This is a genomic window from Deltaproteobacteria bacterium (assembly GCA_035063765.1).
Classification (GTDB): Bacteria; Myxococcota_A; UBA9160; order UBA9160; family PR03; genus CAADGG01.
The window spans coordinates 17,322-35,393 of sequence record JAPSFT010000013.1 but is presented as its reverse complement, the minus strand read 5'-3'; the positions used below and the strand labels follow the sequence as shown (position 1 = coordinate 35,393).

At 76.0% G+C, this 18,072-nt stretch carries 19 protein-coding genes; 12 read left to right on the top strand and 7 right to left on the bottom strand.

What is annotated here, in order from left to right; genetic code table 11:
• Positions 1-23: 23 nt before the first annotated feature.
• Positions 24-353 (bottom strand): cupin domain-containing protein, encoded by a 330-nt coding sequence (locus OZ948_11550; GenBank protein ID MEB2345365.1) that lies wholly within the window; start codon positions 351-353, stop codon positions 24-26.
• A gap of 20 nt (positions 354-373) precedes the next feature.
• Here OZ948_11550 and OZ948_11545 point away from each other — a divergent pair, with 20 nt between their 5' ends.
• A complete protein-coding gene (locus OZ948_11545; GenBank protein ID MEB2345364.1) occupies positions 374-763 on the top strand; it encodes a rhodanese-like domain-containing protein in 390 nt (129 codons plus the stop codon).
• 113 nt (positions 764-876) lie between these two features.
• Here the strand turns inward: OZ948_11545 and OZ948_11540 are convergent, their stop codons facing one another.
• Positions 877-2,121 (bottom strand): cytochrome P450, encoded by a 1,245-nt coding sequence (locus OZ948_11540; protein ID MEB2345363.1) that lies wholly within the window; start codon positions 2,119-2,121, stop codon positions 877-879.
• A 57-nt stretch (positions 2,122-2,178) separates the two neighbouring features.
• On the opposite strand from OZ948_11540, the gene OZ948_11535 reads away from it, so the two are divergent.
• Positions 2,179-3,459 carry a M14 family metallopeptidase gene (locus OZ948_11535; protein ID MEB2345362.1) on the top strand — a complete coding sequence of 427 codons (1,281 nt, stop codon included), beginning with the start codon at positions 2,179-2,181 and terminating at the stop codon, positions 3,457-3,459.
• Between the two features lie 254 nt (positions 3,460-3,713).
• Complete coding sequence (locus tag OZ948_11530) at positions 3,714-4,283, top strand: hypothetical protein (protein MEB2345361.1); 570 nt, start codon at positions 3,714-3,716, stop codon at positions 4,281-4,283.
• A 93-nt stretch (positions 4,284-4,376) separates the two neighbouring features.
• On the opposite strand, the gene OZ948_11525 is transcribed toward OZ948_11530, so the two are convergent.
• Both OZ948_11525 and OZ948_11520 read right to left on the bottom strand, forming a co-directional pair.
• A complete protein-coding gene (locus OZ948_11525; GenBank protein ID MEB2345360.1) occupies positions 4,377-4,610 on the bottom strand; it encodes a hypothetical protein in 234 nt (77 codons plus the stop codon).
• On the bottom strand, positions 4,598-5,560 hold the full coding sequence (locus OZ948_11520) for an alpha/beta hydrolase (GenBank protein MEB2345359.1): 963 nt from the start codon (positions 5,558-5,560) through the stop codon (positions 4,598-4,600). Before OZ948_11520 ends, OZ948_11525 begins: the two co-directional genes overlap by 13 nt.
• A 73-nt stretch (positions 5,561-5,633) precedes the next feature.
• Here OZ948_11520 and OZ948_11515 point away from each other — a divergent pair, with 73 nt between their 5' ends.
• From OZ948_11515 to OZ948_11500, 4 genes are all read left to right on the top strand, one after another.
• A complete protein-coding gene (locus OZ948_11515; protein ID MEB2345358.1) occupies positions 5,634-6,266 on the top strand; it encodes a CoA pyrophosphatase in 633 nt (210 codons plus the stop codon).
• Positions 6,263-7,768, top strand: coding sequence for an acetyl-CoA acetyltransferase (locus OZ948_11510; protein MEB2345357.1), 1,506 nt, complete (start codon positions 6,263-6,265; stop codon positions 7,766-7,768). The genes OZ948_11515 and OZ948_11510 overlap by 4 nt, the downstream gene beginning before the upstream one ends.
• Before the next feature lie 111 nt (positions 7,769-7,879).
• Positions 7,880-8,977, top strand: a complete 1,098-nt coding sequence (locus OZ948_11505) for a zinc-binding dehydrogenase (protein MEB2345356.1) — start codon at positions 7,880-7,882, stop codon at positions 8,975-8,977.
• Positions 8,974-9,831, top strand: a complete 858-nt coding sequence (locus OZ948_11500; protein ID MEB2345355.1) for a hotdog fold thioesterase — start codon at positions 8,974-8,976, stop codon at positions 9,829-9,831. The genes OZ948_11505 and OZ948_11500 overlap by 4 nt, the downstream gene beginning before the upstream one ends.
• Positions 9,832-9,846: 15 nt before the next feature.
• Here OZ948_11500 and OZ948_11495 read toward each other — a convergent pair whose 3' ends face one another.
• Positions 9,847-10,281, bottom strand: a complete 435-nt coding sequence (locus tag OZ948_11495) for a hypothetical protein (GenBank protein ID MEB2345354.1) — start codon at positions 10,279-10,281, stop codon at positions 9,847-9,849.
• 175 nt (positions 10,282-10,456) lie between these two features.
• Here OZ948_11495 and OZ948_11490 point away from each other — a divergent pair, with 175 nt between their 5' ends.
• From OZ948_11490 to OZ948_11470, 5 genes are all read left to right on the top strand, one after another.
• On the top strand, positions 10,457-11,545 hold the full coding sequence (locus tag OZ948_11490) for an acyl-CoA dehydrogenase (GenBank protein ID MEB2345353.1): 1,089 nt from the start codon (positions 10,457-10,459) through the stop codon (positions 11,543-11,545).
• Positions 11,542-12,777 carry an acyl-CoA dehydrogenase family protein gene (locus tag OZ948_11485; protein ID MEB2345352.1) on the top strand — a complete coding sequence of 412 codons (1,236 nt, stop codon included), beginning with the start codon at positions 11,542-11,544 and terminating at the stop codon, positions 12,775-12,777. Before OZ948_11490 ends, OZ948_11485 begins: the two co-directional genes overlap by 4 nt.
• A gap of 40 nt (positions 12,778-12,817) precedes the next feature.
• Entirely contained in the window at positions 12,818-13,675 is an 858-nt protein-coding gene (locus OZ948_11480; protein ID MEB2345351.1) for a methyltransferase domain-containing protein, read from the top strand.
• Positions 13,672-14,682, top strand: a complete 1,011-nt coding sequence (locus OZ948_11475) for a glycosyltransferase (GenBank protein MEB2345350.1) — start codon at positions 13,672-13,674, stop codon at positions 14,680-14,682. Before OZ948_11480 ends, OZ948_11475 begins: the two co-directional genes overlap by 4 nt.
• A gap of 89 nt (positions 14,683-14,771) precedes the next feature.
• Complete coding sequence (locus OZ948_11470; protein ID MEB2345349.1) at positions 14,772-15,989, top strand: hypothetical protein; 1,218 nt, start codon at positions 14,772-14,774, stop codon at positions 15,987-15,989.
• A gap of 5 nt (positions 15,990-15,994) precedes the next feature.
• Here OZ948_11470 and OZ948_11465 read toward each other — a convergent pair whose 3' ends face one another.
• A complete protein-coding gene (locus OZ948_11465) occupies positions 15,995-16,870 on the bottom strand; it encodes a VOC family protein (GenBank protein MEB2345348.1) in 876 nt (291 codons plus the stop codon).
• 10 nt (positions 16,871-16,880) lie between these two features.
• Positions 16,881-18,062 carry a M20 family metallopeptidase gene (locus OZ948_11460; GenBank protein ID MEB2345347.1) on the bottom strand — a complete coding sequence of 394 codons (1,182 nt, stop codon included), beginning with the start codon at positions 18,060-18,062 and terminating at the stop codon, positions 16,881-16,883.
• Positions 18,063-18,072 lie beyond the last annotated feature (10 nt).

The window sequence follows — 18,072 nt, the reverse complement described above, 5'->3', positions numbered from 1 at the left end:
CGCCGTCATTGAGGATGGGGGAGCTAGGGGGGGCCGGGGGCGAGGACGGCGAGTACGATCAGCCTCTCGCCCCCTGAGTTCCGGATGCCGTGGGGAATCCCCTCCGGCGCTACCAGGATCTGACCGGCGCTCATGGGAACGCACCGACCCTCGAGCAGGAACTCCCCGGCGCCCGAGACCACCACGTAGAGCTTGTCCATTCCGGCGTGGGCGTGGAGTGCGTGCTCCTGGCCGGGCTCGAAGCAGTTGAGGCCGACCAGCAGGCGCTCGGAGCCGAACAGGGTGGCCTTGCCCATCCTGTCGGGCCGGAAGCTCGCGTGCTCCTCGGGCCGGATCGCGCTCGGATGCTCCACACCGCCGATATACTGCGCGCATGGCGCGCTCGCTAGCCGACTTCGTGCGCGAGGCGCTCGCCCACGTCGAGGAGGTGCGGCCCGAGGAGGTGCAGCGCCTGCTCGCGCTGCCCGACCGTGGCGGCATCGAGCTCCTCGACGTGCGCGAGCCCGACGAGTACGCCGCCGGCCACCTGCCCGGCGCGCGCTCCTACCCGCGCGGCTTCCTCGAGGTGCGCGCCGACCTCGAGCACTACAAGCGCGACCCCTGGCTCGCCGACCGCTCGCGCAGGCTCGTCCTCTACTGCGGCGGCGGCCACCGCAGCGCGCTGGCGGCGCACACGCTCCAGCAGATGGGCTTCACCGACGTCCGCTCGCTCGCCGAAGGCTGGACCGGCTGGACCGCCCGCAACCTCCCGATCGAGAGGTAACGGGGACAGTCCCGGCGATTCGGCGATTCCCGGCGATTCGGTGATTCGGGGACTGTCCCCGTTCCTCCCCGTTACCTCTCGCAGAATCGCCGAATCGCCGGGACTGTCCCCGTTCATCGCAGATGGACGGGGAGGCGCGCGGGGACGCGGAAGAGGGACGGTCCCCACTCCATGCGCTCGCTCGCGAGCGTGAGCCCGGGCGCCCGCGTGACGAGCGCGCCGAGCGCCTCCTGGGCCTCCATGCGGGCCAGGTGCGCGCCGAGGCACAGGTGGGTGCCACCGCCGAAGGCCAGGTGCTCGCGGGCGTTCGGGCGCGTCACGTCGAAGCGGTCGGGGTCCGGGAACACGGCGGGGTCGCGGTTGGCGCCCCACAGGAGGGCGAGCACCTCGGTGTCGGCGGGAATGCGGCGGCCGCCGAAGGCGGCGTCCTCGTGCAGCACGCGCACGGTGAGCCCGATCGGGCCGTCGTAGCGCAGGCACTCCTCGACGGCGTTCGGCACGAGGCCTGGGTTCGCGCGCACCCGCTCGCGCTCGGCCGGGTGGCGCGCGAAGGCCGCCGCGCCGTTGCCGATCAGGCCGATCGTGGTCTCGAAGCCGGCGATCAGGAGCCCGATCGACTGCACGATCAGCTCGCTCGGGCTGAGCCGGTCGCCTTCCTCCTCGGCGCGGATCAGGACCGAGAGCAGATCGTCGGTCAGGCGCTTGCGGCGCTCCTCGATCAGGGCCGTGAAGTAGCCGGCGAGGGCCAGCGCGGCCTGGCTCGCTCGCTCCCGCACCTCCGGCGGCGCCAGATCGCCGGCGAGGCCATGGGTCGCGTCGGCGGTCCAGACGGTGAAGCGGTCGCGATCCGACACCGGCACGCCGAGCAGCTCGCAGATGAGCGTCGCCGGCACCGGCAGCGCGAGGGTCGCGACCACGTCCATCTCGCCCGCCGCGAGCGCCGGGGCAAGCTGCTGCTCCACGATCGCGCGCACCCGTGGCCGCCAGCTCTCGACCGCGCGCGGCGTGAAGGCCTTCGAGACGAGCTTGCGCAGGCGCGTGTGGTTGGGCGGGTCCTGCTGGAGCATGAACTCCGCCGGCCCCTCGGCATCGTCGCGGCGCGGCAGCGTGCCGTCGCGCCGGCGCACCCCGCAGCGCGTCCCCCGCAGCAGGCGCACGCAGTCGTCGTAGCGGGCGAGCCGCCACGATCCGATGGGGGTCTCGTGGACGGGAGCCTCGGCGCGCAGGCGGTGGAGCGCCGGGTGCGGATCGTCGTAGAGCGGCGTCCCGCGCATCGTGCTCAGGTCGAATCCGTGCCAGGCCGGTGCGTCGGAAGGAGCCCGGGAGGTTTCGTGCCCGAGCTCGGCGGGACCCGTCATGTCGTCTCCTCGGCGCGCGCCGTGGGAGGATACACGCGATCGGTTAGGCTCGGCCGCGTGACGGCGGCGCTGCGCACCCGGAGCCCGACCCTGTTGCTGCTGGCGGCTCTGGCTGTGGGCTGTGCGGGGCTCGCCGCGGCCGGGGACCCGAGCCCGATGGAGATCGCCGCGCCGGCGCAGGCGCCGGCTGCGCTCGAGGCGGGAGCGGTCCTGCCGCCGGCCGCCGGGCCGGAGGTCGCGGCGGCCGCGGCGCCCGCGGGCCCACCCGCCGCTCCCGCATCCGCGGGCATCACGTGGGGCCCGCTCGACTTCCTCGGGGAGGCGATCCCCCCCGGCGAAGCACGGCGCCTGCGCTTCGAGAGCCTCGACGACTTCACGGCCGGCGTGGTCGCCCTGCGCGGCGTGGCCCCGGGGCCCACCGTGTGCGTGACCGCCGGCGTTCACGGCGACGAGCTCAACGGCATCGCAATCGCGCGCCGGCTCGGCGAGGAGACCGATCCGCGCGCGCTCGCCGGCACGCTCGTCGTGGTGCCGGTCGTGAACGCCTACGGCTTCCGCACCGGCTCGCGCTACCTGCCCGACCGCCGCGACCTCAACCGCTCCTTCCCCGGCCGGCCCGAGGGCAGCGCCGCCGCCCGCATCGCCCACCAGTTCTTCGAGCAGGTGGTGCGCGGCTGCGACGAGCTGGTCGATCTCCACACGGGCTCGCTGAACCGCGCCAACGTCCCCCAGATCCGCACCGACCTCGCCCAGGTGGACAACCTGCGGCTCGCCTGGGGGTTCGCGACCGAGCACGTGGTCCACAGCGTCCCCCAGCCCGGCACCCTGCGGCGCGCCGCCGACGACGCCGGCATCGCTGCCGTCCTCTACGAGGCCGGCGAGCCGGGCCGCATCGACCGGGCGCAGGTCGAGCAGGGCGTCGCGGCGATCCAGAGCGTGCTCGGCTCGCTCGGCATGCTCCAGGGAGCCGCCGCGCCGGAGGTCACCCAGCGCCTCTACGGACGCGCCCAATGGGTGCGCGCGGACGCTTCGGGGATCTACGTCCCGCTCGTCGCGCTCGGCGCCGAGGTGCAGCCGGGGCAGGTCCTCGCCGAGGTGAGCGATCCGTTCTCGAGCCGGCGCGACGCGATCGTCGCCCCCGTGACCGGGCGCGTGATCGGCATGGCGCTCGGGCAGGTCGTGATGCCGGGCTTCGCGCTCTTCCACATCGGCATCGAGGACGCGCCGATGCCGATCGCAGAACCGCGCGAGCCGGGCGTGCCGCCCGCGAACGGGGACGGCGCGGCCGGGAGCGACCCCGTCCGGCGACACGAGCTGGCGGAGGAGCGGCCCGAATAGAACGATCGGAGTCCTCCGGTCGAGGGCGCCGGGCGAGGCACCCGGTCCTCACGCCCGATCCCCACACCCGATCGACACTCCTGATCGACACTCCCAGTCCACGATCCCGATTGACACTCCCGGTGGGAGCCCGGAGACTGTCCGGAAAGGGGGTGTAAATGGGGGGATCTGCACGGGGGTGGCGATGGATCGCGCTCGGGCTCGGCGCGTGGCTGGCGTGCGCAGTGGGGGCGACAGCCCGAGCTGCCGAGCTGGTGACGGACGGCGGCTTCGACGACCCGACGCTCGCCGAATGGAACCTCCAGATCTTCGACACCTCGACCATCGGGGTCGATGCCGACGCGACCGGGGACGCCGGTTCGTGGTCACTGCTCCTGCGCAAGAAGCTCGGAGAGAACCCGAACTCGCTGCGTGTCACCCAGTGCATCGAAACCGTGCCAGGAACCCAGCTCGACCTGTCCGCCCGGCTCCGGATCCCGACGCAGTCGGCCGCGGGGGCGGCCTTCCTCTCGTTCCAGTGGTGGGAGGAGCCCGGCTGCGGTGGCTCCATCCTGGGCAATTACGACGCTCCTGTCTTCACGCCGCCGCCCGACACCTGGACGAGCCTCGGGCCGTTCTCTCCAGAGGTGCCCGCCGGGGCGGACTCGGTGCTCCTCTACGTGGGGGTCGTCGTAACCGTCGATCCCGGCTCGCCGGAGGTCTTCGAAGCGAGCTGGGACGACGTGAGCGTCGTCCCGGAGCCGGGAGGTGCCGGAGCGGCCGCGGCGCTCGGCGCGCTCGCACACCTGCTGCGGCGCCGCCGCCCGCGGCCCGCGCGAGGCTGAAAGCCGCCGCACGGGACCCATCGGCACCGGTACGCCCGCAGGCGCGCCCCTGCGCGTCCGGGTTTCCCGCCCGGACGGGCGGGCCGCCGCCGTTCACCGGCCTCCGAGCACCGACTGCGTCTCGAGCCGCTCGCGCAGCCCGATCACGCGCTGGAGCCACTCGAGCGCCTGCGCCTGCCCCTCGTCGAGCTCGACCTCCTCGTCCTCCCGGGGCGCAGCGCCCTCGGCGTCGAGCAGGTCGAAGTCGGACGCGACCGCTTCGCAGGCGGTGTCGAGCACCTCGAAGAGCAGGTCGAGCTCGTCGTCGCTGAGGGTCATGGTGCGCACGGGGAGCTCCTCTCGGCGCGGGCGGAAGCGGCGGCGGCGACCTCGCGCACCACCAGCTCCGGCCGTTCCATCGGGATCAGGTGGCCGGCCTCGGCGTCCACGAGGCGGGCGCCGGGCATGGCGGCGAAGACGCGCTCGAAGACGGCGCGCGGGAAGTCGCCGTGGCGCGCCCAGAGCACGGTCGCGGGCACGGGCGCGGCGCGCCGCGCGAGGTCGACGACGTCGAGGCCCAGGGCGGCGGCGGCGAAGATCGTGGCCTCGACCGCGCCCGGACAGGCGAGCTCGACCTGCCCGTCCGCGCGCTCGCGAAGCCCGTGCTCGACGTAGGCGTCGAGGGCGGCCGGCTGCCAGCGGCGGAAGAGCGAGCGGCCCGCGAAGTGGGCGCGTGCCTCGGCGCGGCTCGCCCACACCGATCGGCGTCGACGGGCACCTTCCACGAGGCGCGCACCGCGCTGGCCGCGTTCGGGGTCGGCGCTGGCCCACTCGGGCGTGGGGAGCACCGGGTCGACCAGCACGAGCCGCTCGAAGAGCGCGGGGCGGCGCGCGGCGGCGCCGAGCATCGCGGTGCCGCCGAAGGAGTGCCCGAGCCCGACCGCGATGCGCCCGCCGTGGGCGGGTGCGAGCGCCTCGGCGACGGCCAGCGCGTCGAGGGCGAACTCGTCCCAGCCGTAGGCGCCGGCGCCTACGGGCCGGCTCGAGCCGCCGTGGCCGCGCGCGTCCATCCCGATCACGCGAAAGGCGGGCGTGAGGGCCTGCGCCACGAGGGCGAGGGTTCCCGCGCAGAAGCCGTTCGCGTGGTGCATCAGGACGAGCGGCGCGTCCGCGGCGGCGGCCTCGTCCTGCCAGTCGAGGAGCGCGATGGTGACGCCCCGCCCGGGCAGCTCGAGCCGGCGCGCCACGGGGCCGCTCGTCGCGGCGGTGCGGCTGCGCGCGGGTTGGCTGCCCTGCATCGACCCTCTCCCGCGAGCGGCGCCGCCTCGCTCCGGCGAGGGTAACCGAGGGCGGGGCTATGATCCGCCCGCCATGGACCTCGAACCCGGCGGCTTCGGCGAGGCGCTGCGCGCGACGGCGGCCGCGCGCCTGCGCGCCTTCGAACGCGTGCCCGCCGCCCTCGACGGGCGGCGCGCCGCGGCCGTCGCGCTGACGCTGGTGCCGGACGCGGAGGGGCGGCCCTGCTGGGTGCTGACCCGGCGCGCGAACCGTCTCGCGCGCCACGCGGGGCAGTGGGCGCTGCCGGGCGGGCGCGTCGACCCGGGCGAGAGCGCGCAGGGTGCGGCGCTGCGCGAGCTCGCCGAGGAGGTGGGCCTCGACCTCCCGGACTCCGCCGTCCTGGGCCTCCTCGACGACTACCCGACCCGCTCCGGCTACGTGATCACGCCGGTCGTCGTCTGGGGCGGCGACGAGCCGGAGCTGCGCGCCGATCCGCGCGAGGTTGCCGAGGTGCACCGCATCCCGCTCGCCGCGCTCCTGCGGCCCGAGGTGCCGCGCCTGCGCCGCATCCCGGAGAGCGACCGGCCGGTGCTCTCGATCCCGCTCCCGGTCGCCGACGTCCACGCGCCGACGGCGGCGATCGTCTACCAGCTCCGCGAGGTGGTGATCCGCGGCGAGCCGACCCGCGTCGCCCACTTCGAACAGCCGGTGTTCGCGTGGCGTTGAACGAGGGGCGGGATCGCGATCCGGTCCTCGTCGGCGCCGCGCAGTGGAGCGAGCGGCGCGACGACCCGGCCGCGGCGGCCGGCCCCGTCGAGATCCTGGCCGCGGTGGCACGGCGCGCCGCCGACGACGCCGGCGCCGGCAAGGCCCTGCTCGAGGCGCTCGACACCGTGGCCGTCCCGAGCGTCACGGCCTGGCGCATGCGGGACGCCGCGGGCCTGCTGGTCGAGGCGCTCGGAATCGCCCCGGCGCGCCGCGTCGCCACCCCGATCGGCGGCAACACGCCCACGATGCTCGTGAACCGCTTCGCGCGCGAGATCGCCGGCGGGCGCTGCGAGGCCGTGCTGGTGGCGGGCTGCGACGTGTTCTTCTCCGTGCTGCAGGCGCGCAGGCGCGGGGTCCGGCTCGCCTGGCCGACCGGCGGGGACGGGCGCTCCGAGGCGGCCGGCGACGACGCCTCGCCGGTGCTCGAGGTCGAGCAGCGACACGGCATGGTGGCGCCGTCGAGCGTCTATCCCCTCTTCGAGAACGCCTGGCGGGCGCGCCGCGGCTGGAGCCTCGACGAGCACCGCCGGCGGCTCGGCGCGCTGCTCGCGCCGATGACCGAGGTGGCGGCCGCGAATCCCCATGCCTGGTTCCCGGTGCGGCGCAGCGCCGGCGAGATCGCGACGCCTGCGACCGCGAACCGGATGGTGGCCTTCCCGTACACGAAGTACATGAACGCGGTGCTCGAGGTGGACCAGGGAGCCGCGCTGATCCTGTGCTCGCGCGCGCGGGCGCGTGCGCTCGGGGTGCCAGAGGAGCGGCTCGTCCACTGGTGGGGAGGTGGCGACGCGAAGGAGGAGCCGTGGCCCGTCGCCCTGCGTCCCGACCTCTCGCGCTCGCCCGGGGTGGCGCGCGTCGGCGCTGCCGCGCTCGCCGAGGCGGGCCTCACGATCGGCGAGGTCGAGCACCTCGACCTCTACTCGTGCTTCCCGAGCGCCGTGCAGCTCGCGCGCGACGCCCTCGGCATCGCCGACGACGATCCGCGCCCCGTGACGCTGACGGGCGGGCTCCCCTACGCAGGCGGGCCGGGCAACGCCTACACGCTGCACGCCCTCGCGCGCGCCGCCGGGCGGCTGCGCGCGGCGCCCGGCACGCACGCTCTCGTCACCGGCGTCGGCTGGTACCTCTCGAAGCACTCGGCGGTCGTCCTCGGCGCGGCGCCGCGGCCGGACGCCGCGCCCGCGATCGGCTCGATCGCCGTCGCGCCCTCGACCTCGCTGCCGGTCGAGCTCGCGGAGGAGGCGGCCGAGGGCAGCGTCGAGACCTACACGGTCCTCTTCGACCGCGAGGGTGCGCCCGTGCGCGGGATCGTCCTGGCCAGGCTCGCCGACGGCCGCCGCGCAGTCGCCAACACCCCGCCGGACCGTACCCTGCTCGAGGCGCTGGCAGCCCGCGACCCGATCGGAACCCCGGGGCGCCTCCGCCCCGGCCAGCCCCTCCAGCTCTTCGAGCCGGATTGAAGCGGGGACAGTCCCGGCGATCCGGCGATTCTCTCGGACGGCGAGGGCAGCGGAGGGGTCCAGAATCGCCGGATCGCCGGGACTGTCCCCGCCACACAGCGAGGCATCGAGATGGCGCTGGCGATGGTGCAGGTGGGGGTGGAGCGGATCGAGGCGCGGGAGCTGCCGCTGCCGGCGGTGGGTGCCGACGATGCGCTGCTGCGGATCGAGGCGTGCGGCATCTGCGGAAGCGACGTCGAGCAGTTCCAGGGGGTCCTGAAGGTGCCGCTCCCGCTCGTGCCGGGGCACGAGCCGCTCGGGCGGATCGCGGCGATCGGGGAGCGCGCGGCGCGCCGCTGGGGCGTCGCCGAGGGCGACCGCGTCGCGGTCGAGACCATGCTCCCCTGCGGCGCCTGCGCCCGCTGTCGCGGCGGCGCCTACCACCTGTGCCCGCAGCGCCGGATCTACTCCTACGTGCCGCTCTCGGTCGCGCCCGGGCTGTGGGGCGCGTACGCCGAATACCTGTACCTGCCGCCGAACGCGATCGTGCACAAGGTGGACCCGACGCTGCCGCCCGAACTCGCGGTGCTCTTCAACCCGCTCGGCGCCGGCTTCCGCTGGGCGGTCGAGCTCCCGCGCACCCGGCCCGGCGACACCGTCCTCGTCCTGGGGCCCGGCCAGCGCGGCCTCGCGTCGGTGATCGCCTGCCGCGAGGCCGGCGCCGGGACGATCCTGGTGACCGGCCTCTCGCGCGACGCCCACAAGCTCGCGCTGGCCCGCGAGCTCGGCGCCGACCACACGATCGACGTCGAGCGCGAGGACCTGGTCGCACGCGTGCGCGAGCTCACCGGCGGGCGCGGCGCGGACGTGGTCGTCGAGGTGACGGCCTTCGCGGTCGAGCCGGTGCGCGACGCGATCGACTGCTGCGCGCCGGGCGGCACGGTGGTGCTGGCGGGTGTCAAGGGCATGAAGGCGGTACCCGACTTCGTCTCCGACAAGGTGGTGCTGAAGGAGATCACGCTGCGCGGGGCGATCGGGGTCACCTGGAGCTCCTACGAGCAGGCGATCCGGCTGATCGAGTCGCGCCGGCTCCCGCTCGAGCGCCTCCAGACCCACCGCTTCGCGCTGCGCGATGCCGAGCGCGCGCTGCGCACCCTCGCCGGCGAGGTGCCGGGCGAACAGGCCGTGCACTGTTGTCTCCTGCCGGACGCCGGAGGGGATCGGCGATGAGCGAAGCGGACGCCCGCCACTGGCTCGAGGGCTCTGCGTATGCGCACGCGCTCGGGGTCGAACCTCTCGTGGTGACACCGGGCCGCGTGCGCCTGCGGCTTCCCTTCGCGGCTGCCAACACGAACCCCGGCGGCGTGCTCCACGGCGGTGTCGCCGCCTCGCTGGTGGCCCTGGCCGGACAGGCGGTCGCGCGCGCCACGCTGGGCCCCGAGGCGGCGCCCTTCCACACCTGGGGTCTCGAGGTCGCCTACCTGGCCGCCGCCCGCGAAGAGGCGGTCGCGGTCGAGGCCGCGCGCCTGCGCGAGGGCAAGGAGCTGGTCTTCGTCGACGTCGCGGTGCGCGGCGCCGACGGGCGCCCGATCGCCCAGGGGCTCGTCGCGGCCCGCGGCCGCTTCGGCGCGCCGGCCGCCGCGCTGCCGGCCGCCAGCGGCGACGACGGGGCCGCCGACCCCGGCCCGCTCGGCCCCCACATCGAGAGGATCCCCTTCCTGGCCCGGCTCGGGATCCGCGTCGAGCACATGGCCGGCGGCCGCTCGCGGATCGTGCTGCCCTTCCGTCCCGAGCACACCGACGGCGGCGGTGGCGCAGGCTTCGCCGAGGGCGCCGTCCTCGCGCTGCTCGACACGACGGGAGCGATGGCGGCGTGGGCGGTGACGGGGCCGGGCCCGTACAAGGCGTCGACCCCGGCGCTCCAGGCCCGGTTCCTGTCGCCGCCGCCGGCCGAGACGCTGATCGCCCACGGCGACTGCACCCACCGCGACGGGAGCGCCTTCTCGTGCGACGTGGAGGTGTGTGGCGAGCGATCGCGCCGCGTGTGCGCGCGCGGAACGGTGCTCTACCGGATCCTGGCCTGAGGAGCGTGCAGCGGCCTACTCGACCGTGGCGTAGCGGTGCGCGGCGCTCGCCCGATCGAGGGGCTCGAGCCGGATCAGCACCGAGTCCGAGCTGTCCTGGAGCAGGCTCACCCACCAGTCGGCCCAGCCGTACTTCGCGCGCAGCAGCGTGCGGATCCGCTCGCGACCTTCGGGGCCGGGCTCGGGAAGCGCGCGATAACGAAGCGGCGCTCCGTCGCGCAGCAGCTCGACATCGGGGTGGGTGCGCAGGCTCTGGTACCAGGGCCGCTCGGGCGTAGCCGCCTCGATGAGCGCGGCGCCGTCCACGTCGGCGACCCAGACGCGTGTCTCCTCGAACGCGCCGGTCGGAGTGCGCGTGCGCAGCACCGCCACCTCGTTGCTCTCGAGGGCGAACCAGGTGATGGCGCCGAAGAGCGCGGCGGCGGTGAGCAGGGCGGCGAAGCCGCGCATCACGCGCTCCGCGCGCGGCAGCGGGCGCCCGAGGCGCCGGAGGGGGGGAGGGCCATGGGAGGAGGATCGCGGCTCGCCCGACGGCCAACAAGGCCCTGGCGCCATGCCGGCGTCATCCCGGAGGCGACGCGGGCCCCTCTCCCGCCCTACGGATGCCCCCTACCATGACCGCCCGATGATCGACTTCGATCTCGACCCCGCCCTCGAGCTGCTCCGCGAGACGGCGCGCCGCTTCGGGGCCGAGCGCCTGCGGCCGCGCGAACGCGAGTCCGAGGCGGCGCGCGCCGTCGGCGCGCCGAACCTGGCCGCAGCGGCCGAGATCGGTCTGGCAGCGGCTGCGTGGCCCGAGAGCCTCGGCGGCGCCGCCCTCGGAGCCCTGGGACGCGCCGTGGTGCTCGAGGAGCTGGCCGCTGCCGACCCGGGCGCCGCGCTCGCCCTGGATCCTCTGGGGCCGGCCGTTCACGCGCTCGCGGAGCTCGGGGGCGAGCCGGCGCTCCGGACCCACGCAGGGCCCCTCATCGGCCGGCCAGGCGCCCGGGCCTGGCTCGCCTGGAACGGTGACGGCCGGGTGACACTGCGCGGCGGCCGCGCCGACGGGCGCCTGCCCTGGGTCCCCGCGGACCGGCTCGATCTCCTGGTCCTCCTCGACCGCGACGCCGCCGCCGTGGTCGAGGCGGACGGCCTGCCCCTCGCGCCTCTGCGCGGCGCCGGTCTGCGCGCCGCCGGAGCCTCCGAGGTCGTGCTCGCCGGCGCGCCGGTGCGTGCCTGGTGGGTGCACCCGCGCGGCGCGCGGCGCGCGCTCGCGCGTGCGCGCCTCGACCTGGCGGCGCTGCTGGTCGGCGTCGCGCGCGCCGCCGCCGAGCTCTCGCGCGCGTACGCGCTGCAGCGGGTGGCCTTCGGCCGCCCGATCGCGCACCACCAGGCGCTCGCCTTCCTGATCGCCGACATGGCCAGCGCGGTCGACGGCGCGCGGCTGCTCGTGCACGACGCGGCGCTGCGGCTCGACGCGGAGGAGGACGCGGACGGCGCCTGTGCCGCGGCGTTCGTCGAGGCGGCCGAGCAGGCGCTCTTCGTGACCCCGAACGCGCTCCAGATCCTCGGCGGGCACGGCTTCGTGCAGGACTACCCGATCGAGAAGTGGATGCGCGAGGCGCGCGCCCTGAGCCTGCTCCACGGCGGTGTCGACGCGGCGCGCGAGGACGCGGGGCGTGCGCTCGTCGCGAGCGACGCACCGCTCGCGCTCGCCGGAACGGCGCCGCGATGAACCTCGCCCTCGAGGACGCCCTCTGCAATCGCCTCGCGCGGATCCGCGCCCTCGGCGCCGCGCGCATCCGTCCGGTCGGGCTCGAGGCCGACCGCGCCGGCGCGCCGCTGCCGCCCGATCATCCCTTCTTCGCGGAGCTGGTCCGGCTCGGCCTCGGGCGCACGCGCTGGCTCGGCGGCGAGGACCCCGACGACGCCGGCCCGACAACGACCGAGGCTCGGCGCGAGCGCAGCGAGCGCGACGAAGAGACCCGGGGCGAGCGTGGCTCGCCCTCCTTCACGGGCGTCGTGCTGGCCGAGGAGCTGGCCTACTGGGATCGCGGCGTGGCGGTGGCCTTCCCGGGCCCCGGGCTCGGGGAGCCGCCCATCCTCGCGATGGGCACGCCCGAGCAGAAGCAGCGCTTCCTCGGCCCCTTCCGCGCGCCGGACCGCCCGCGCTGGGGCTCGTTCGCGATGACCGAGCCGGGCGCGGGCTCCGACGTCGCCGCGATCCGCACCGCGTGCCGGCGCGACGGCGCCGACTGGGTGCTCGACGGCGACAAGTCCTTCGCCGCCAACGCGAGCCGCGCGGACTGGATCGTCGTCTTCGCCACCTGCGACCCTGCCCTCGGGCGGGCCGGCCATCGCGCCTTCGTCGTCGAGCGCGGCACGCCGGGGCTCGGCGACTTCCGGATCGAGCGCAAGATGGGCCTCGAGGCCTACGAGTCGACCTCGTTCACCCTGCGCGGCTGCCGCGTGCCGGCCGCGAACCTGCTGGGTGGCGAGGAGCGCCAGTCCGGGCGCGCCGGCTTCAAGGGCGCGATGCAGTCCTTCAACGCGACGCGCCCGATGATCGGCGCGATGGCGGTCGGCATCGGCCGCGCGGCGCTCGACGAGACGCTCGCCTTCGCGCGCAGCCACGACCGGCTCGGCGACCCGCGCGTGCGCGATCGGCTCGAGCGCTCGCGCCGCAAGCTCCAGGCCGCACGCCTGCTCTGCTGGCGCGCTGCCTGGCTCGCCGACCAGCAGCGCCCGAACGTGCTCGAGGCCTCGATGGCCAAGGCCGTGGCCCCCCAGGCCGCCTTCGAGGCCGCCGCGCTCGGCATGGAGCTGCTCGGCGAGGAGGGCGGGCGCGGCGATCACCTGATCGAGAAGCTCTTCCGCGACGTGAAGGCGATGGACATCGTCGAGGGGACCGGACAGATCCAGCGCGTGTTGATGGCGCGGCAGCTCGTCGGGCTGCCGCGGGACTGACGGGAGACGAGGCGAAGATGGCAAGAGGATGGCGGCGGAGGTGAGCGCGGGCGCGCGGCGCTCCACGTGCCCGCAACCGTACCTGGAAGGTGTCCTGCGCGCCGCCTTCGACGCCTGGCTGGGCGAGGCGGTGGCGCGCCACTCCCGCGCGCTCGAGCTCCGCGAGATCCGCAAGGGCGTGCAGGCGCTCTCCGCGCTCTACGTCGAGCGGCGGCCCGGCGTGGACCTGGCGGCGCGCGCGATCGAGGGCCGCGGCAAGCGCGCGGCGATCGCCACCTGCTACGCGCCGCTCCACTTCCTGACCGTGCACCACCTGCTCGCGGCGGGGGGTCCCACGCCGTTCGGGGCGGTGCGCCGGGTGCTGGACCTCGGCTGCGGCACGGGGGCGGCGGGGGCGGCGGCGGCGGCGACCCTCGCCGCCACCGGCGCGGCGCCGCCCGCCGTGCTCGCCCTCGACCGCTCGGGCTTCGCTCTCGGCGAGGCGCGCCGGACCTACGCCGCCTTCGGGCTCGCCGCGCGCACGCTTCGCGGCGTGCTCCCGGCGACGGCGCCGCGCGCCGGCGCGGGCGATCTCGTCGTGCTCGGCTGGGCCGTCAACGAGCTGGATCCGCTCGCGCGCGCGGGCCTGCTCGCCGGGCTGCGCCGCGTGCTCGCGGCCGGCGCGCAGCTCCTCCTCCTCGAGCCGCTCGCGGGCCCCGCCTCGCCCTGGTGGCGGGAATGGGCCGATGCCCTCGCCCCGCTTGGGGTCGAGGAGCCGCGCCACAAGCTGCGCGTCGTGCTCCCCGAGTGGATCGCGCGCCTCGACCGCGCCGCCGGCCTCGACCACCGCGTGCTCGGCGCGCGCGTGCTCGCCGGCCCGCTCCGCGGGAGGCCCGGCGCCCTGGATCCACCGCCGTGACGGCACCGCTCGTCTCGGTCCTGATCCCGGCGCGCGACGCCGCTGCGACCCTCGCGGCCTGCCTCGCGAGCGTGCGCCGCCAGAGCGAGCCGCGCTTCGAGTGCCTGGTCGTCGACGACGGCTCGACCGACGCGACCCGCGCCGTCGCCGAGCGCTTCGCCGCCGCCGACCCGCGCTTCCGCGTGCTCGCGACCGAGGCGCGCGGGATCGTGCCCGCCCTGCTCGCGGGCCTCGCCGCCTGTCGCGCGCCGCTCGTCGCCCGCCTCGACGCCGACGACTTGGCCCACCGCCGGCGCCTCGAGCTCCAGGCCGCGGCGCTCGCGGCCGACCGGACGCTGGCCGGCGTCGGCTGTCACGTCCGGGTGTTCCCGCGTGCGGGCCTGCGTCCGGGCCTGCGCGCCTACGAGGCCTGGCTGCGCACGATCCGCGACGCGCGCGCCGTGCGCGCCGAGCGCTTCGTCGAGTGCCCGCTGCCGCATCCGACCTGGATGCTGCGGCGCGAGGAGCTGGTCGCAGCGCCCTGGCGCGACGCCGGCGGGCCCGAGGACTACGACCTCCTCCTGCGCTGGCTCGAAGCTGGGCGGCGGATCGGGGTCGTGCCGAAGCGGCTCGTCGGCTGGCGCGACGGACCCGCGCGCCTGTGGCGCACGAGTCCGGCCTACACGCCCGCGCGCTTCGTCGCCTGCAAGGCGCGCTTCCTGGCGCGCGGTCCGCTCCGCGACGGCGCCGGGTACCTGCTCTGGGGGCACGGTGCCAGCGGGCGCGCGCTGCGCCGGGCGCTCGCCGCCGAGGGGCGGCAGCCCGCGGCGATCGTCGAGATCCACCCGCGCCGGATCGGGCGGCGGATCGGCGGCGCGCCGGTCGTGCGGCCGGAGGCGATCCCGGGGCTGCGGCGGGGGCTCCCGCTCGTGGCCGCGGTCTCCGGCGCCTTCGCGCGCGCGGAGATCCGCGCGAGCTGCCGGCGGCTCGGGCTGCGCGAGGACCTGGACTTCTGGTGCGCCGCCTGAGCGCCGGCCGGGCGTCTTCGCGCTCGACACGCACCCTCGCGCCGTGGTAACAGAGGCTCCCCCGCCCGTGAACCGACCCGGAGGCTCCCGTGCTGCACCGGCTGCGCCGCCCGTCCCTCCTGCTCGCCGTCCTGCTGCTCGCCCTGCCCGCCGGCGCGCGCGTTCCGCACCGCCCCGACGCGCTCGGCCCCTACGCAGTCGGCCACGACTCCTTCGAGGCCTACGACGCAGCGCGCAACCGCACGCTCCCGGTCCACGTCTGGTATCCGGTCGCACCCGGACGCGCCCAGGGCCCGCCGACGGTCTACAGCATCCTCTTCCTCGGACTCGAGTCCGAGGTCGCGATCGAGGACGCGCCGATCGCCCGCCGCGGGTTCTTCCCGCTCGTGGTCTTCTCCCACGGCAACGGCGGCATCGCGATCCAGTCCTACTTCCTGACCGAGGCGCTCGCGAGCCACGGCTTCGTGGTCGTGGCGCCCGACCACGTCGGCGACACCTTCCTGGACGCCTTCCTCGGCAACCTCGACGCGGAGGCGCTGCTCCAGTCGGCCCAGGACCGGCCGCGCGACGTGTCCTTCCTGATCGACTGGATGCTCGCGCGGAACCTCGACCGCAACGATCGCTTCCGCCACGCGCTGAACCCCTTCGCGATCGGCGTGACGGGGCACTCCTTCGGGGGCTTCACGGCGCTGGCCGTCGCCGCGGGCTTCGACGGCGACGCAGCGGACGACTTCGGCGTCGAGGTGCCCGAGGGCTTCGAGCCCTACCCGGCGGATCCCCGCGTGCGTGCGATCGTGCCGATCGCGCCCGCCTCGACCCCGCTCAGCGATCGCGAGCTCGAGCGCATCCGCGTACCGACCCTGCTGGTCGGCGGTACGCTCGACGAGACGACTCCCCTCGTGCCCGAGATCACCCGACCCTACGAGATCCTGCGCACGCGCGAGCTCTACCGGGCCGATCTGGTCGGCGCCGCGCACTTCTCGTTCACGAACGTGTGCGACGTGATCGAGCTGGTGGCGGAGGCGGGCTTCCCGCCCGATCTCGTCACCGACACGCTCGGGGGCGCCTACGAGGAGGGCTGTGCGCCCGACCTGATGCCGGTGGCCGAGGCGCACCGGCTCACCAACCTCGTCACGGTCTCGTTCCTGCGCCGCTTCCTGGCCGGCGATCTCCGCTACCAGCGGTACCTGGTCCCGGGCCGCCTCTGGGCCCGGGAGCCGGACCTCGACCTCTTCCGCCGGCCGCCGCGGGTCCCGTGGTGGCCGTGGATGCGATCGTCGCACCGCGCCGGCCCGCGCCGCTGGTAGCCCGCTCAGCCGCGGGGCGGCGGCTCGAGCAGCAGCGTCGCGACGCCATGGGTGGGGGCGCGCACGGTACACACCCGCGTGCCGGGCTTGCGCCCTGCGCGGACCTCCGAGACGTCGAAGCCGGTGTCGAGCAGGCGGGCGCGCGCGGCGGCGACGTCGGGAACGCGCCAGGAGAAGCCCCAGCAGGAGTCCTCGGGTCCGGGCGCCGGCGGCGGCTTCGCGGGCGCCGCCACCTCGATCGTGACGCCGCCCACGCGGAAGAAGAGCAGGCGCGCGCCGAAGCTCTCGAAGCAGCGGTCGAGGGCGAGGCGCAGGCCCAGCGCGTCGCGGTAGAAGGCGATCGCCGCCTCGGGCGCGTCGCTGCGCACCACCACGTGATCGAGGCCGGCCACCGCGGCCTCCGGCGCTCCGAGCGGCTGCGCCGGCGGCAGCAGCTCGGGCGGCGAGAGGTGCTCGATCGCGAAGACCAGGACCCCGCGTGCGGCGTCGCCGGGGAGCAGGACGTGGCGCCAGCGGCGCCAGGCGCCGCTCGGCTCGTCGCGCCCCACGCCCGGGACGGGATCGCTCGCGGCCAGGCCCCGCGCGCGCAGCGCGGCGGCGCAGACGTCCGCGTCGGGTGTCGTGAGCGCGAAGCCGAGCGGGCCCTCGCCGGCGGCGGCGAGCCGCGCACGGAGGAGCGCGCCGAGCGCGCCCGGACCGCTCGGCGCGAGCAGCTCGAGGTAGGTGTTGTCGAGCCGGAAGAGCGCGTTCGCGCTGCCCTGCCCCGGGTGCTCGCCACGCCACGACGGGGTGCGCCCGAGCAGGCGGGCGTAGGTCGGGGTCGCCGCGTCGACGTCGTGCACGAGCACGATCACGTGGTCGAGCGCCACGAGCTCGCTCATCGCGCCCTCCTCAGGAGGCAGCCGCGTCGAAGGCGGCCCGCGTGCGCGCGCGCAGGTCGGGATCGAGCCAGAAGTCGAGCGCCGTCATCGCGAGCGCCTTCGCGCCGTCGAGCGCAGCGCGCTCGCCGAGGGGGCTCGCCGCATGCTCGGCGAACTCGGCGGCGTGGATCGTGCAGTGCCAGGGCGCCGCGGCGATCATCGGGTGGATCGAGGGCACGCGGTGGCTCACGTTGCCCATGTCGGTGGTGCCCATCGCGCCGGCCGGGAGCTTGTCGAGCGGGAAGAAACGGCGGCCCAGGGCCTCGGCGTTGGCCTGGTAGCGCTCGGCGAGCGGCCAGCTCGTGCGCAGCTCGAGGTAGTCGGGATCCTGCCAGGCGAGCTCGAGGGTGGCGCCGGTGGCCTCGGCGCCGGCGCGGAAGCAGCCCTCGACGCGGCGCTTCAGCTCGGCCAGCTCGCCCGCGTTCGCCGCGCGCACGTAGAAGCGGCCGGCGGCGCGCTCCGGCACCACGTTCGGCGCCGTGCCGGCCTCGGTGAAGATGCCGTGGATGCGCTCGCTCGGGCGGATGTGCTGGCGCAGCTGCGCGATCGCCTGGTAGGCGCCCACCAGCGCGTCGAGCGCGTTCACGCCGCGCTCGGGCATCGCCGCGGCGTGCGCGGCGCGGCCGTGGTACACGACGTGGGCCTCCGCGAGCGCGAGCGAGGGCATCGTCGCGAGGTCGACGCCGGCCGGGTGCACCATCAGCGCCGCGTCGACACCCTCGAAGGCGCCCGCGCGCGCCAGGAGCTCCTTGCCGCCGCCGCGCTCCTCGGCCGGCGTGCCGAGCACCCGCAGCCGGCCCGGGAGACGCGTGCCGAGCGAGGCGAGCGCGAGCCCGGCGCCGAGCGCCGCCGTGGCGATCAGGTTGTGCCCGCAGGCATGGCCGATCCCGGGCAGCGCGTCGTACTCGGCGAGCAGGGCCACGACGGGGCCGTGCTCGCCGATCTGGCACTCGAAGGCGGTCTCGAGCCCGTAGACCGGCGCCTCGACGGGCAGGCCCGCGTCCTTCAGGACGCGCACCAGCAGCGCGGCCGCGCGATGCTCCTCGAAGGCCAGCTCCGGGTGCGCGTGGATCTCGTGCGCGACGGCGAGCAGCAGTGTGCGCCGCTCGTCGACGGCACGGCACGCGTCGCTCTTCAGGGCCTCCGGGTCCACGCGCGCCTCC